Annotated in this window: 12 protein-coding genes; 3 read left to right on the plus strand and 9 right to left on the minus strand. The window is 65.1% G+C overall.

From position 1 onward, the window contains the following. Positions 1-58: 58 nt before the first annotated feature. Both fumC and ACLHZ1_RS06580 read right to left on the minus strand, forming a co-directional pair. Complete coding sequence (fumC, locus tag ACLHZ1_RS06575) at positions 59-1450, minus strand: class II fumarate hydratase (RefSeq protein ID WP_427261436.1); 1392 nt, start codon at positions 1448-1450, stop codon at positions 59-61. A 150-nt stretch (positions 1451-1600) separates the two neighbouring features. Beyond that, the gene (locus ACLHZ1_RS06580) at positions 1601-2923 is read right to left on the minus strand and encodes an endonuclease/exonuclease/phosphatase family protein (protein ID WP_427261437.1); all 1323 of its coding nucleotides are present in this window, start codon (positions 2921-2923) and stop codon (positions 1601-1603) included. Between the two features lie 360 nt (positions 2924-3283). Here ACLHZ1_RS06580 and ACLHZ1_RS06585 point away from each other — a divergent pair, with 360 nt between their 5' ends. Further along, entirely contained in the window at positions 3284-4222 is a 939-nt protein-coding gene (locus tag ACLHZ1_RS06585) for a L,D-transpeptidase family protein (RefSeq protein WP_427261438.1), read from the plus strand. Between the two features lie 69 nt (positions 4223-4291). On the opposite strand, the gene ACLHZ1_RS06590 is transcribed toward ACLHZ1_RS06585, so the two are convergent. From ACLHZ1_RS06590 to fldB, 4 genes are all read right to left on the minus strand, one after another. Next, positions 4292-4666, minus strand: coding sequence for a VOC family protein (locus ACLHZ1_RS06590; RefSeq protein WP_427261439.1), 375 nt, complete (start codon positions 4664-4666; stop codon positions 4292-4294). A gap of 150 nt (positions 4667-4816) precedes the next feature. Beyond that, complete coding sequence (locus ACLHZ1_RS06595; protein ID WP_427261440.1) at positions 4817-6157, minus strand: TldD/PmbA family protein; 1341 nt, start codon at positions 6155-6157, stop codon at positions 4817-4819. Next, the gene (locus ACLHZ1_RS06600; RefSeq protein ID WP_427261441.1) at positions 6157-7557 is read right to left on the minus strand and encodes a TldD/PmbA family protein; all 1401 of its coding nucleotides are present in this window, start codon (positions 7555-7557) and stop codon (positions 6157-6159) included. The genes ACLHZ1_RS06595 and ACLHZ1_RS06600 overlap by 1 nt, the downstream gene beginning before the upstream one ends. Positions 7558-7832: 275 nt before the next feature. Further along, entirely contained in the window at positions 7833-8351 is a 519-nt protein-coding gene (gene fldB, locus ACLHZ1_RS06605) for a flavodoxin FldB (protein WP_427261442.1), read from the minus strand. Between the two features lie 155 nt (positions 8352-8506). Between fldB and xerD the strand changes: the two genes are divergently transcribed. Further along, positions 8507-9424, plus strand: coding sequence for a site-specific tyrosine recombinase XerD (gene xerD / locus ACLHZ1_RS06610; protein WP_427261443.1), 918 nt, complete (start codon positions 8507-8509; stop codon positions 9422-9424). 69 nt (positions 9425-9493) lie between these two features. Here the strand turns inward: xerD and mscL are convergent, their stop codons facing one another. Continuing rightward, positions 9494-9904: a large-conductance mechanosensitive channel protein MscL gene (gene mscL, locus ACLHZ1_RS06615; RefSeq protein ID WP_427261444.1), complete on the minus strand. Its 411-nt coding sequence runs from the start codon at positions 9902-9904 to the stop codon at positions 9494-9496. Positions 9905-10212: 308 nt separating this feature from the next. Between mscL and recJ the strand changes: the two genes are divergently transcribed. Further along, entirely contained in the window at positions 10213-11943 is a 1731-nt protein-coding gene (gene recJ, locus ACLHZ1_RS06620) for a single-stranded-DNA-specific exonuclease RecJ (protein ID WP_427261445.1), read from the plus strand. Between the two features lie 124 nt (positions 11944-12067). On the opposite strand, the gene ACLHZ1_RS06625 is transcribed toward recJ, so the two are convergent. Both ACLHZ1_RS06625 and lipA read right to left on the minus strand, forming a co-directional pair. After that, on the minus strand, positions 12068-12667 hold the full coding sequence (locus ACLHZ1_RS06625; RefSeq protein WP_427261446.1) for an RBBP9/YdeN family alpha/beta hydrolase: 600 nt from the start codon (positions 12665-12667) through the stop codon (positions 12068-12070). Positions 12668-12948: 281 nt separating this feature from the next. Further along, positions 12949-13914, minus strand: a complete 966-nt coding sequence (gene lipA, locus ACLHZ1_RS06630) for a lipoyl synthase (protein WP_427261447.1) — start codon at positions 13912-13914, stop codon at positions 12949-12951. Positions 13915-13948 lie beyond the last annotated feature (34 nt).

Here is a 13948-nt window from a genome sequence, read left to right on the forward strand (position 1 = left end):
TACCTGGTCCCACCATCTGGGCAGGCACCGGCATCTGACTCCCGGTGGCTGAGTTGGCCTATGGCTGCCGTCCCACCATGTCGGCGGGCACCACCCAGGCATCGAACTGCTGGGCCGTGAGGTGGCCGGAGGCGATGGCCGCCTCCCGCAAAGTCAGCCCCTGGTGGTGGGCCCGTTTGGCGATCTCGGCGGCCTTGTCATAGCCGATATGGGGGTTGAGGGCCGTCACCAGCATCAGGGAGCGGGCCAGCAGCTCGTCGATCCTGGGCTGGTTCGGGGTGATGCCCACGGCGCAGTGGTCGTGGAAGTTCTGCATGCCGTCCGCCAAGAGGCGCACGCTCTGCAGGAAGTTATGGGCGATCATGGGCCTGAACACGTTGAGCTCGAAGTTGCCGCTGGCGCCGCCGATGTTGATGGCCACATCGTTGCCCATCACTTGGGCGCACAGCATGGTGAGCGCCTCGCTCTGGGTCGGGTTGACCTTGCCGGGCATGATGGAGGAGCCGGGCTCGTTCTCGGGGATGCAAAGCTCCCCCAGCCCGCTGCGGGGGCCGCTCGCCAGCCAGCGCACGTCGTTGGCGATCTTCATGAGGGAAGCCGCCAGCGTCTTGAGGGCGCCGTGGCCGTGCACCTGGGCATCGCTCGCCGCCAGGGCCTCGAACTTGTTGGGGGCGCTCACCAGGGGCAGGCAGGTCTGCTCGGCCAGAGCCCTGGCCACCGCCTCGGCAAAGCCGGGGGGGCAGTTCAGACCGGTGCCCACCGCGGTGCCGCCGAGGGCCAGCTCGCACAGATGGGGCAGGGCGGCCCGGAGATGGCGCTCCCCCTGTTCGAGCTGGGCGACCCAGCCGGAGATCTCCTGGCCCAGGGTGAGGGGGGTGGCATCCTGCAAGTGGGTGCGGCCTATCTTGACGATGTGGTCGAAGGCGGCGGCCTTGTCTGCCAGGGTCTGTTTCAGGGTGGAGAGGGCCGGCAGCAACCGCTGTGTGATGGCGGTGACCGCCGCCAGGTTCATGGCGCTGGGGAAGACATCGTTGCTGGACTGGCTCTTGTTTACCTCGTCGTTGGGGTGCACCTGCCGCGCCTCTCCCCGCGGGCCGCCGAGCAGTTCGCTGGCCCGGTTCGCCAGCACCTCGTTGAGGTTCATGTTGGTCTGGGTGCCTGAGCCGGTCTGCCACACCATCAGGGGAAATTCGGCGTCGTGCAGGCCGCACAGCACCTCGTCGGCGGCGGCCATGATGGCCTGGGCCTTGCGGGCGGGCAGCAGCCCCAGGGCGTGGTTCACCCTAGCGCAGGCGGACTTGATACGGGCCAGGGCATGGATGATCTCCATGGGCTGGCGCTCCCCCGAGATGTTGAAGTGATGCAGGGAGCGCTGGGTCTGGGCCCCCCAGAGTCTGTCTGTCGGGACGGCTATCTCTCCCAGGCTGTCTCTTTCCATCCGGGTCTTCATGGTTCTCTCCTGACGTTTGCTGGTTCGGTGCTCTTAAGCATGGGAAGAAGCGGGCTCGGGGGCCAGCATTGCATGCTCCGGGTCTGGTCATGCCGGATGCCGATGCCCCGACCATGGTGCGGCATGACGGCGTCTGCTCCATCGAGGTCGTCAGATAGCGCGACCCGGACCCAGCTCGAGATCCACCCACACCAGGCGGTGATCCGAGCTGACTCCCTTGGCGATGCCCAGCTTGGCGTCATACACCAGGTGGTAGCCAGGCTCGAAGCTGGCCGGCCAGAACACGCCCGAGGCGACCGCGTTCAGGTTGGCGGAGGGGATCAGGTGATCGAGCTGCAGGCCGCTGCTGCTGGTGATGCGCGCCGGATGTGGGCGAGTGTGGTGGCGCTTGCAGTCGCTTCCCTTGGCCAGACTCTCGGGGCCGCCCTGGCTGACCGGGATCAGGGCGCCGTGGGTGACGGCCTGGTTGACCTTGTCATGCCGCAGCAGGGCCTGGATGGCGCCCCTGTCCCCGTCCCCTGCCAGGGGGTCTGCGTTGAGATCCCCGGCGATGACGAACCTGGCGCCTGCGGGCAGCCCACCGGCCTTGCCTGCGTCATCCACCATGTAGCCAGCCCCTGCCACATAGTCCTGCCAGAAGGCTATCTCCGCCCGATTGCGCTTGACGTTGTGGCGCGCCGCGTTGGCGAAGATGGGGGGAGTGGGGTGGGAGACGAGAAAGTGGACCACCTCCTCCCTGTCGCCCTGCCTGATGCGCACCGGCACGTCGGCGTGGTTCTTGGACGAGAGCGGGAAGGTTTGCCAGGCGGCCTCGTCATACCAGGGCTCGCCGCACTGGCGGCCGGCCGGGATCGGCGCCCTGGGGTGGTGGCAGTCGTCGATGACGGGGTTCGATTCGCCCGGCATGTCCTTCCACTTGAATGTCTGGAAGGTGCGGATCCCCTGAGTGTCGATGGGGAACTTTGACATGACGGCTAAGGCATATTGTCCGTGGTAGCTGCCAAAGCCCCAGGCGTCGTCCGGCCCGCTCACCCTGCCATCCAGATTGAGGTCATGGCCGCTCATCAGGCCGGTGTTGGTGGCGAAGTTCTGCAGCACCGGGTAGCGGATGGGCTCCACCTCGTCGTGCTGGGGGTGGGCCAGGTAGTGGTCGTTGAAGGCCTGGAGATCGGTTGTGTGCTCGCCCTTGCCGTCGTTGTCGAATTCATTCAGCAGCAGCACATCCGGCCGGGTGCGCTGAATGATCTCGGCGACGTTGCGGATCTGTCGCACGTTGCTGGCTTTGGTCTGCTCTGCACCGCTCAGGCGCCCATCGGCGAGACGGGCCAGCAGGGCGTCCTGGGCGGCGCGGGTCAGGGCGAGTTCGCCGGAGAGCATGCTGGGGGCGGTGCGATCGAAGGCGAGGTTGAAGGTGGCGAAGCGAACCATGGGATCTGTGGTCTCGGAGTCGTGGTTGTCGTGACAGCCTGCCATCAATCCGAGGGAAATGGCAGCGGTGGGGTCTGTTTCATGCTGTTTTCCGTCGTGACGATGAGTCTTGCCCTTTTGCGACGCGAGCCTACCATTTGGTTTCAAGTGACTTCGACTGTGAACCATCTGGCGGCGCGCAGGCGGGGGCTTGCCATGCTGTTCATGGAATAATCAGGCGGAGCGCGATAAGGTAAATCACACCAAGGGTGGTAAAAGCGGCGTCATGGGTGAGAAATCCCCCGTCTGGACGTTGAAATTTGCGCCTCGGCAGGGAAGAATGCGCACCAGCCGTGCCGCCGTGTTCATCAAGGGATGAACGGGCACCACCCTGACCTGGTTGCCAGGAACACTCATAGGAATTGTATGAACGCCTTTAGTACCGCGGTTAGCACCGCCACCTCGGCCCTGCTGTGCAGTCTGATGCTGGTCAGCCAGCAGGCCGCCGCCGTTGAATATGCTCTGCCCGCGGCCAACAGCCGCCTGATCGGCGAGAACCAGGAGTACGTGGTGCCCGCCGACAATCGTGCCCTCGAGCAGATCGCCGCCGATTTCCAGCTGGGGCTGACCAACATCATGGAAGCGAACCCTGGGGTGGATCCCTTCCTGCCGACGCCGGGCAGCACCCTGGTGATCCCTCGCCAGCTGATCCTGCCGGACGCACCGCGTCAAGGCATAGTGGTCAACGTGGCCGAGATGCGCCTCTACTACTACCCCAAGGGCAAGAAGGTGGTGCATGTGCTGCCCATCGGCATCGGCCAGCTGGGGGTGAATACCCCGGAAAACTGGGTCACCAAGGTGGAACGCAAGCGCGCCAACCCGACCTGGACTCCGACCGAGAACATCCGTCGCCGCTACGCCGCCCAGGGCAAGACACTGCCTGCGGTCTGGCCGGCCGGCCCGGACAACCCCATGGGGCTGCACGCCCTCTATATCGGCAACCTCTACGCCATTCATGGTACCAATGCCACCTTCGGCATCGGCCTGCGGGTGAGCAGCGGCTGCGTGCGCCTGCGCGCCGACGACATCAAGTACCTGTTTGACAACGTGCCGGTCGGTACTCGCGTCCAGTTCGTCAACCAGCCGGTCAAGGCCACGGTGGAGCCGGACGGCAGCCGCTACCTGGAGGTCCATGAGCCGCTGTCGCGCAGCGAGGCTGAGTTCAACTCCAATACCCCCGTGCCCCTCAAGCTGACCGCTCCCATCAGCCGCTTCATCGCCAACGCCGAGAGCGACTCCAACCTGGTCAAGCAGGTGCTGGAAGAGCGTTCCGGCATGCCGACCCGTCTCAATCCCGAGGCGTGATCGTCTCCTCGCGATACGCATAACCACAACGGCGACCCCAGGGTCGCCGTTGTGGTTTCTGGTGGTCGCTCAGGGGTGGGGAGGGGCATAGAGGGCCAGCCGGTTGCCTTCGGTATCCTCTATGATGACCCGGGAGCCATGGCCGCTGCCAATGCTGTGCAGCGGTGCCAGCACGCGCCCGCCGAGGCCGGGCACCAGCCGCTGCGCCTCTTCCAGCCTGTCCCCCAGGGAAAGGTAGATGAGGGGACCGGCGCCGCCGGGCTGGTGGTATTCATCCATGGGGCCGAGGCAGGCCGCCGCGTTGCTGCCATCGTAACGTAGCATGGCGAAGCGTATCTCCTCCTGTACCGGCGTGACCTCTACGTCGAGCAGGGCCGCATAGAAGGCCATGGCGCGATCCAGATCCCGTGTCGGAATGTCGGCCCAGACCAGGGTATTGTCCATCTTCGTATTCTCCAGCAATATCCGGCCGATGCGACCGGCGGCACCTTGAGGTTAGGAGTGGCCGAACAGGGGCGCCATCAATGAAAAAGCGGCGCCTGATGGCGCCGCTTTTGGGGTGAGGAAGAGCAGCCATTTCCGCTCTGTATACAGTTACTTGCCGGCGATGCTCAGCCCACCGAAGCGGATGAGGGGGGCGTAGAAGCCCTTGCCATCGTCGTGGTGCAGCACATCGCCGACCGCCTCCAGTTCGCCGAGCAGGCGATAGAAGTTGCCCGCCACCGTGATGCCGCGCACCGGCGCCACGCGCTCGCCATCCCGGCACAGGAAGCCGGAGGCGCCAAACGAGAAGTCGCCGCTCACCGCATCGGCCCCGGAATGCAGGCCGTCGAGCTTGACCAGCTCCAGGTACTCGCCGCCCTGCACCTCGCTCTCGCTGTGGGGGCCGAGCCCGAACACCAGATGGCGCGGACTCACGTCCAGGGCGCTGCGGGCACTGCGGGCCGCCGCGCCGTTGCTCATCACGCCGAAGTGGCGGGCGGTGGCGCTGTTGTGGAGCAGGGTTTTCAGCTCCCCCTCGCCGATGAGCAGCAGATCCGAGGTGGCGGCCCCTTCGCCGTCGAAGGCCTTGATCTTCATCCCCCCCGGCATATGGACCCGGCTCTCCAGGGTGAGCCAGGGGGACGCCACGCTCTGCCCCACCTTGCTGCGCCAGGGGTTGATCCCCTGCTGGGCCCACTTGCCCGACAGCGCCCCCTGGAAGCAGCCAAACAGGCTGGCCAGGCAATTTGTGCTGAAGAGGACGCTGTAGCGGCCGCTCGGTACCGCTTCCCCTGCCAGCAGCCCATCCGTGATGGCATGGATCTGGCGGATGAGGGCCTGGCTCTCCAACTCGTCGAAGCGGCGGCCATACTGCCCCTGGTAGTGCATGGACTGGCGACCGTCCCGCTCGATCAGCGCCGAGCTGTGGCAACCGACGCTGAACTCCTCATGCTGGCAGAGGCTGCCCCGGCTGTTGGCGAGCCAGAGACTGCTCTCCCCTTCGAAGAAGCCGTTGTAGGGGGCGCCGGTGACACCCGGCAGGGCCAGCATGTCCGACTCGAGGCGCAGGGCCAGGGCGATCTTCTCCTCCACCGCCGTGGTGTCGGCCTGGTGTATCTCGGCGCACGCCGTGGTGATATGGCTGCCCGTCACCGAGATGCGCTGATCCGCATCCACCTTGGCGAAGCGGCTGGCATCGAGGGCGTCCTGCACCATGGCGTCCAGTGCGGCCTCGTCGAGGGACTCGGAATAGGCGATGCCGACCCGGCCCGCCTTGATCAGGCGAATGCCGATCTGCTGGCTGCTGGTGACCTTGTACTCGCTGAGCTCGCCCTTGTCGGCCTTGAGGGAGAAGGCCTTGTCCTGGTTGGCGATGATGTCCGCCTCGGCATTGATATCGGCGACCTTCTCCAGCAGGCGGGTGAGCAGTTGATTCATGTCGAGTGTGCTCATCAGGCGTTCCCTCCTACCAGGATCTTGTCCACCTTCAAGGCAGGCTGACCGACCGAGGTGGGCACTGAGCCGGAAACCGAACCGCACATGCCGGCGGCCAGGGCCAGATTGCTCCCCACCATGGAGATCTCCTTGAGCACCTGGGGGCCAGTGCCTATCAGGGTCGCCGACTTGAGGGGCCGGGTTATCTTGCCGTGCTCGATGAGGTAGGCCTCCTGCACGTTGAAGTTGAACTCGCCGGTGCCCGGCTGCACCGAGCCGCCCCCCATCTTCTTGGCGTAGATGCCGTGCTCGACGGTGGCCAGCATCTCGTCCAGGCTGTGGTGGCCCGCTTCGATATAGGTGTTGCGCATGCGGGAGGTGGGGGCGAACTTGTAGGATTCCCGCCGCCCGGAGCCGGTGCGGGCATGGCCGGTCTTGAGGGCCCCCATTCTGTCCACCAGGAAGCCGGTGAGCACGCCGTCCTTGATGAGCTGGGTGTGCTGGGTCGCCATTCCTTCGTCATCGACGTTGATGGAGCCCCAGGCGTTGCTCTGCAAGCCTTCATCCACGGCGCTGACCGCCGGATTGGCGATAAGCTGGCCCATCTTGTCGTGGAATACCGAGGCCTTCTTGGCTACCGAGGTGGTCTCCAGCAGGTGGCCGCACGCCTCGTGGAAGATGACGCCGCCAAAGCCGCTCTCCATGATGACCGGCAGGGTGCCGCTCGGGCAGGGGGCGGCCCCCAGTTTGACCAGGGCCTGGCGGGTGGCGGTGAGGGCCAGCTCCCGCGGGTCTATGCGCTCGGCGTGTTCCCAGCCCATCAGGGCGCCTGGGGCCTCGTAGCCCATGGTCTGCTCGCTGCCAAGGGCGGTGATGGTCTGGGCCATGATGCGGTTGTAGTGGCGGCGATCGCTCACCTGGAGCCCTTCGCTGTTGAAGATCTCCACCTCCTGCTCCCAGCCCAGCACATTGCCGGAGAACTGGCTCACCCGATCGCTCTCGGCGCGGGCCGCGGCGTCCATGGCGTGCAGGTAGGCGATCTTCTGCTCCAGCAGCTTGTCGGCCGAGAGGGGCAGGGTGACCGGGTTGCGATCGGTGAAGCGGGTGAAATCGAAGGCGGTGGCGGTGACCACGGGATCACGCCTGTCCTTGGCCGCCAGCAGGGTGACGATGCGCAAGAGCTCGTCGCGGTCGGCCAGGTTGGTGTAGCCGTAGAGCACCTTGTGGCCGTAGCACAGGCGCACGCCTATGCCGAAATCGAGGCCTCCGCTGATGTTTTCTATCTGGCTGGAGAGCAGGCCGAGCTGGCTGCGGCGCTTGCGCTCCACAAACAGCTCGGCAAAGTCGGCCCCGAGTCGCAGCGCATGATCGAGCACGTCGCGGGCAATGCTGGGGGCCAGGAGGGAGATCTGGTTCATAGAATGTCCTTTTCTGGTCTATTCCTGTTTGCTTCCGGCGCCCTGATTTTTAGGGTTATGTTGGGCGCTGGTTAACATTGTTACAGACCAGGGTGCAAAAGTCGCTAGGCCTAACCCGATGACGACAATAGAAAATACGCAGGGAGGGGAGGCTTGGCGCCGCGCCGGGCTCTCGTCGAGGGGCTGCCGGGCCCACTGCGCGGGCCGCTCTGTCAGAGCCGTGCCTGGTGTGATCTCGCCGAGGGGCTGCCGGGCCCACTGCGTTGGTCGACTTGTCAGAGCAGTGCCTGGATCTCGCCGAGGATCTGTTCGACCCATTGTTCGAGCCGCTCGTCGGTCTGCTCGTACTGGTTGGCGTCATCGAGGGCCAGGCCGACGAAGTGGCGGCCATCGTCGATCAGTGCCTTGGAGGCTTCGAATTCGTAGCCCTCATTGGGCCAGTAGCCCACCAGCTTGACCCCCTTGGGTACCAGCTGATCGTGCAACAGGCCGAGGGCATCCTGATACCACTCGCCATAGCCCAGCTGATCCCCCATGCCGAACAGGGCGATGATGCGCCCCTCCAGGTCGATATCGGCGATGTCTTCCCAGCGGGATTCCCAATCCTCCTGCAGCTCGCCAAAATCCCAGGTGGAGATGCCGAGGATCAGGATCTCGTACTCCGTCATACGCGCCAGGGGGACATCCTTGATGTTGTGAATGTCGACCAGCTCCGGGCCCAGCAGGGTGCGGATCTTCTCGGCGGCCATCTCGGTGTAACAGGTGGTGGAACCGTAAAACAGACCAATCTTCATCGCTCTTCCCGCCAGCTCAAGTAAAGGGGCGAGTTTACCAGAGAGTGGCGCCCCCTTCCCAGCCTGCTCATTCTGCTTCAGGCCGGCGTGGTACTTGCCGCCTCGCCCCGCCTTGGCGTTAGAATGGAGGCCCGTTCGCCAACCCGACTCGCGCCATGACCCGCAAAGCCGTCTCGTCCGCCACGCCGCCTCATCCCTTGATCGAGCAGTTCCTCGATGCCCTCTGGCTGGAGCGGGGTCTGTCAGACAACACCATCGCCTCCTACCGGGTCGATCTGGGCAAGTTCGCCCTCTGGCTCGACGGCCAGGGCGGCGCCCTGTTGCTGGCGGGAATGGATGACATCCAGCACTACCTCGCCTGGCGGGTGGATCAGGGCTTTGCCGCCAGCAGCACGGCCCGCTTCCTCTCCGCCCTGCGCCGCTTCTACCAGTACCTCAACCGGGAGAAGTTGCGGGGGGACGATCCCACAGTGCTGCTGGAGGGGCCCAAGCTGCCCAAGAAGCTCCCCTCCGACTTGAGCGAGGGGCAGGTGGGCACCCTGCTCGACGAGCCGAACGTGGAGGATCCCCTGGAGCTGAGGGACAAGGCCATGCTCGAATTGCTCTACGCCACCGGGCTGCGGGTCTCCGAGCTGGTGGGGCTCACCGCCGAGCATGTCAGCCTGCGCCAGGGGTTGGTGCGGGTGCTGGGCAAGGGCAACAAGGAGCGGCTGGTCCCCATGGGGGAGGAGGCGGTTTACTGGCTGGAGCGTTACTACCGGCAGGGGCGTCCCCTCTTGTTGGGGGGAGTGAGCTCGGACGTGGTCTTCCCCTCCAAGCGGGCCCAGATGATGACGCGCCAGACCTTCTGGCATCGCATCAAGCTCTATGCCCTGCGGGCCGGCATCCAGGGGGAGCTCTCCCCCCATACCCTGCGCCACGCCTTTGCCACCCACCTGCTTAACCATGGTGCCGACCTGCGGGTTGTGCAGATGCTGCTGGGTCATGCGGATCTCTCCACCACCCAGATCTACACCCATGTGGCCAACGAGCGGCTCAAGGCGCTCCATGGCGAGCACCACCCCCGTGCCTGAGTCACCCTGCTTCGGGCAAAAAAAAACCGCGTTCACGCGGTTTTTTCAAGAATGCACCCGCAGAGGGGGTTACTTGCCCTGCTGGGATTTCAGCAAGTCGCGGATCTCGCTCAGCAGCTCCTGATCCTTGGTCGGCCCGGCCGGGGCGGCCGCTTCCTCTTCCTGCTTCTTCTTCAGGGTATTGATGGCTTTGAGCCCCATGAAGATGGCGAAGGCGATGATCAGGAAGTCGATGATGGTCTGGATGAACTTACCATAGGCGATGACCACGGCCGGGGTGTCCCCCTCCGCCGCCTGGAGCACCACGGCCAGATCGCTGAAGTCTACCCCGCCGAGGATGATGCCGATGGGGGGCATGATGATGTCGCCGACGAACGAGGAGACTATCTTGCCAAAGGCGGCACCTATGATGATACCGACGGCCATGTCGATCACGTTGCCACGGGCAGCAAAGGCCTTGAATTCCTGGATAAGGCTCATTGAATTCCCTCCAAAATGGGTAAAGTTGAGCAAAATAAGGGGGTCATGACGCTAGGCCCTGGGGCGGGATAATCCCAGCCCCCTGGCCACCCCTGATAGCTTGCGGTGGCAGAGTCCAATTGGCAACCTGAGTGGGCTAAATTTCTGTTATCTCCCGGTTATTAACGGGATTGGCAATAAGAGGCCCTGGCCAGCTCGCGCAGGGGCGGACGTTTTCTCAGCGCCGGCATTTGCCTAAGGGGAAGAGGAGTGCGATCCTTGCAGCCTGTTTCGGCCTCTGCCCCCGTTTGAACCCACTGGATATCGCCATGTCTTTGCAAATCCGTCGTCGCCCCCGGGTGGATGATTCCCATCTGCCCGATACCCTGCACCCCCTGCTTCGCCAGATCTTCGCCAGTCGTGGCGTGGAGGATCCCGCTCTGCTCGAGCGCAGCGCCAGCTCGCTGCTGCCGCCCCAGCGTCTGTTTGGCATGGAGCAGGCGGTGCCCCTGCTGGCGGATGCCCTGACGGCGCAGCAGCGCATCCTCATCGTCGGCGACTTCGACTGCGACGGCGCCACCAGCTCGGCCCTGTGCGTGCTGGCCCTGCGCGCCATGGGGGGCCATCACATCGATTTTCTGGTGCCCAACCGCTTCGAGTTTGGCTACGGCCTCACCCCCGAAATCGTCGAGCTGGCGGTGGCGCGCGGCGCCGAGTTCCTCATCACCGTGGACAACGGCATCTCCAGCATCGCCGGGGTGGCGGCGGCCAAGGCGGCCGGCATGCAGGTACTGGTTACCGATCACCACCTGCCAGGCCAGGAGCTGCCTGACGCCGATGCCATCGTGAACCCCAACCAGCATGGCTGCGATTTCCCCTCCAAGTCCCTGGCCGGGGTGGGGGTGGCCTTCTATCTGATGGCGGCCCTCAACACCCATCTGCGCCAGAGCGGCTGGTATGAGCGCCAGGGGCTGCGCGCCCCCAACGTGGCGGATTACCTGGATCTGGTGGCCCTCGGCACCGTGGCCGACGTGGTGGCGCTGGATGGCAACAACCGCATCCTGGTTCATCAGGGTTTGCAGCGGATCCGGGCCGGACGCTGTCGCCCCGGTATCCAGGCACTGGTGGATGTCTCCGGCCGGGATGGTCGCCGCCTGTGCGCCGCCGATCTCGGCTTCGCCCTGGGGCCGCGCCTCAACGCGGTGGGCCGGCTCGATGACATGTCTCTCGGGGTTGCCTGTCTGCTGTGCGACGACATCAACCTGGCGCGCCAGCTCGCGTCCGAGATGGACAGCCTCAACCAGGAGCGCAAGGAGATAGAGCAGGGGATGCAGCAGGAGGCCCTCGCCACCCTGGAGCAGATCCGGTTTCGCGATGGCGAGGTGCCCTCCGGCATAGTACTGCACAGAGACGAGTGGCATCAGGGGGTGGTGGGGCTGGTGGCCTCCAAGGTGAAGGAGAAGTACTACCGCCCCGTCATCGCGTTTGCCGAGAGCAGCGAGACCGAGCTCAAGGGCTCGGGCCGCTCCATCCCCGGGGTGCACCTGCGCGATGCGCTGGAGCTGCTCGACACCCGCCATCCGGGGCTGATGGGCAAGTTTGGCGGCCACGCCATGGCGGCGGGGCTGACCCTGCCCAAGGCCAATATCGAGGCCTTCGGCCGGGCGTTCGAAGCGGTCATCGCCGAGCTGGTGACCCCGGAGCTGCTGACCGGGGTGCTGCTCACCGATGGCGAACTGCTGCCGGACGAGCTCAGCCTGGAGCTGGCGGAGCTTATCCGCGCCTCCGGCCCCTGGGGCCAGGCCTTCCCCGAGCCGCTGTTTGACGGCGAATTCGTGTTGGTACAGCAGCGGCTGGTGGGGGAGAAGAACCTCAAGATGATGCTGACCACTGATTCCGGCCACGCGGTGGATGCCATCGCCTTCGGCGTCGATCTCAAGCGCTGGCCCGATGCCTCGGTCAAACGGGTGCGGCTGGTCTACCGGCTCGATGTCAACGAATGGCGCGGCAACCGCAGCGTGCAGCTGCTGGTGGAGCATCTGGAGGCGGCCGGCCTCTGACGCTCGTGAGTCTCTCTTGCTGCCGATGACGGCCACCCCAGGGTGGCCGTGTTTGTTTGCAGGCATGGCGATAGCGTCATCCCCATGGACATCTGACCTGGCCCCTCGCCGGCGGCCTCGCGGGTCAGCTTGCCTGCGGGATCGTCGCCGCCGCCCTGATGGCGCCGGCCATCTGCATCAGCAGTTCATAGGCGAGGGGCAGCTCGGTGAATCCCTCCCGATCGAGAAAATGGCCCCCCTGTGCGATCGGGTGCAGGGGGGCCTGCAACCGCTGGGCCAGGGCATGGGAGCTGGGCGGGGGGACGATGGCGTCATCGGTGGAGGCGATCAGGGCGCAGCGCGGCAGCCTGGCCCTGATATGGGCGAGGGGCAGGGGCTGGGCGACGAAGGGAGTGAGCTCGGGCAGGGTATCGAGGGGCTCGTCGAAGCCGGAGACCAGCAGCAGACCACCCAGATTGTTCAGGGGGGGATGCTGATGCAGGTAGCGCAGGGCCGAGATGCAGCCCAGGCTATGGCCAACCAGCAGGGTGTGGCCATCCGCCTCGCCTATGCTGGCCGCCAGGTGGGCATCCCAGGCGGCAGGATCTGGAGTATGGGGATCCGGCATGGCGAGCACCCGGGTCTGGATACCCTGCTCCTCGAGCCGGGCGGCGAGCCAGGGAAACCAGTTGGCCTGGGGCGAGGCGGTGTAGCCATGGATGATAAAGGCCTTGATTGGGGACATGTGACACTCCTGAATCGGGCGGGGAGTGCGCATGATAGCCTCTGCCCGCAGGAACAGGAATGCTCGAACGGGGCCTTGCCGTTGTCTTCGGGCGTTGATGAGGCGCCCTGTGCCGCGTCAGGCGCTGGCGATTCATTGCCCTGACCCGGCGCCGCCTGGCGGAGGTGCGGGCCTTGCTTGCGCTGCATCAGCAGTGGCGGGGCCCCCATTGAGATCGTGATGGACGGTCATAAAAAAGAGCGCCTTTTGGCGCTCTTTTTTTCAGTGCAGGGGGGAAGGGGTTATTTGACCTCTTCGCCCTTGGCCTGCAGATCCGCGTGATAGGAGGAGCGCACGAAGGGGCCGCAGGCGGCATGGGAGAAGCCCAGCTCCATGGCGACATCTTTCAGCTCGTCGAACTCTGCGGGCGGCACATAGCGCTTCACCGGCAGGTGGTGGCGGCTCGGCTGCAGGTACTGGCCCAGGGTCAGCATGTTGACGCCGTGCTCGCGCAAGTCCTTGAGCACCTGCACTATCTCTTCGTTGGTCTCGCCCAGACCCATCATGACGCCGGACTTGGTCGGCACATGGGGGTGCATCTCCTTGATGCGGCGCAGCAGTTCCAGGGACCACTTGTAGTCGGCACCCGGGCGGGCGACCCGGTACATGCGCGGGGCGGTTTCCAGGTTGTGGTTGAACACGTCCGGCGGCGTCTCGCGGAACACCTCCAGCGCCTGCTCCATGCGGCCGCGGAAGTCCGGGGTCAGGATCTCGATGCGGGTCTGGGGGCTGTGCTCGCGGATCTGCTTGATGCAGTCGGCGAAGTGCTGGGCACCGCCGTCCCGCAGATCGTCGCGGTCCACCGAGGTGATGACCACGTATTTCAGCCCCATCTCCTTGATGGTGAGGGCCAGCTTCTTCGACTCTTCCGGATCCAGCGCCAGCGGGCGGCCGTGGGCCACGTCGCAGAAGGGGCAGCGGCGGGTGCAGATGGCGCCCATGATCATGAAGGTGGCGGTGCCGTGGTTGAAGCACTCCGCCAGGTTGGGGCAGGAGGCCTCCTCACACACAGAGTGCAGCTTGTTCTTGCGCAGCGTGCTCTTGATGTGCTCGATCTTCTGGCTCGAGGGGGGCAGTTTGATCCGCATCCAGTCCGGTTTACGCAGCACTTCTTCGGTGGGATCCGGCATGAATTTCACCGGGATCAGGGCCATCTTGTCGCCATCGCGCAGCTTGACGCCCGGCTCCATACGAACGGGTTTGCTCATGATTCACTCTCGGTGTTTGTTACTGTCTGATTGA

Source organism: Aeromonas sobria (genome assembly GCF_050266975.1).
Taxonomy (GTDB): domain Bacteria; phylum Pseudomonadota; class Gammaproteobacteria; order Enterobacterales; family Aeromonadaceae; genus Aeromonas; species Aeromonas sobria_B.

Coding starts and splice junctions, on each gene's coding strand:
- xerD (WP_427261443.1), top strand. CDS start 8,507: ATGACCCGCAAAGCCGTCTCGTCCGCCACGCCGCCTCATCCCTTGATC.
- ACLHZ1_RS06590 (WP_427261439.1), bottom strand. CDS start 4,666: ATGGACAATACCCTGGTCTGGGCCGACATTCCGACACGGGATCTGGAT.
- ACLHZ1_RS06600 (WP_427261441.1), bottom strand. CDS start 7,557: ATGAACCAGATCTCCCTCCTGGCCCCCAGCATTGCCCGCGACGTGCTC.
- ACLHZ1_RS06585 (WP_427261438.1), top strand. CDS start 3,284: ATGAACGCCTTTAGTACCGCGGTTAGCACCGCCACCTCGGCCCTGCTG.
- mscL (WP_427261444.1), bottom strand. CDS start 9,904: ATGAGCCTTATCCAGGAATTCAAGGCCTTTGCTGCCCGTGGCAACGTG.
- ACLHZ1_RS06580 (WP_427261437.1), bottom strand. CDS start 2,923: ATGGCAGGCTGTCACGACAACCACGACTCCGAGACCACAGATCCCATG.
- lipA (WP_427261447.1), bottom strand. CDS start 13,914: ATGAGCAAACCCGTTCGTATGGAGCCGGGCGTCAAGCTGCGCGATGGC.
- fumC (WP_427261436.1), bottom strand. CDS start 1,450: ATGAAGACCCGGATGGAAAGAGACAGCCTGGGAGAGATAGCCGTCCCG.
- recJ (WP_427261445.1), top strand. CDS start 10,213: ATGTCTTTGCAAATCCGTCGTCGCCCCCGGGTGGATGATTCCCATCTG.
- fldB (WP_427261442.1), bottom strand. CDS start 8,351: ATGAAGATTGGTCTGTTTTACGGTTCCACCACCTGTTACACCGAGATG.
- ACLHZ1_RS06595 (WP_427261440.1), bottom strand. CDS start 6,157: ATGAGCACACTCGACATGAATCAACTGCTCACCCGCCTGCTGGAGAAG.
- ACLHZ1_RS06625 (WP_427261446.1), bottom strand. CDS start 12,667: ATGTCCCCAATCAAGGCCTTTATCATCCATGGCTACACCGCCTCGCCC.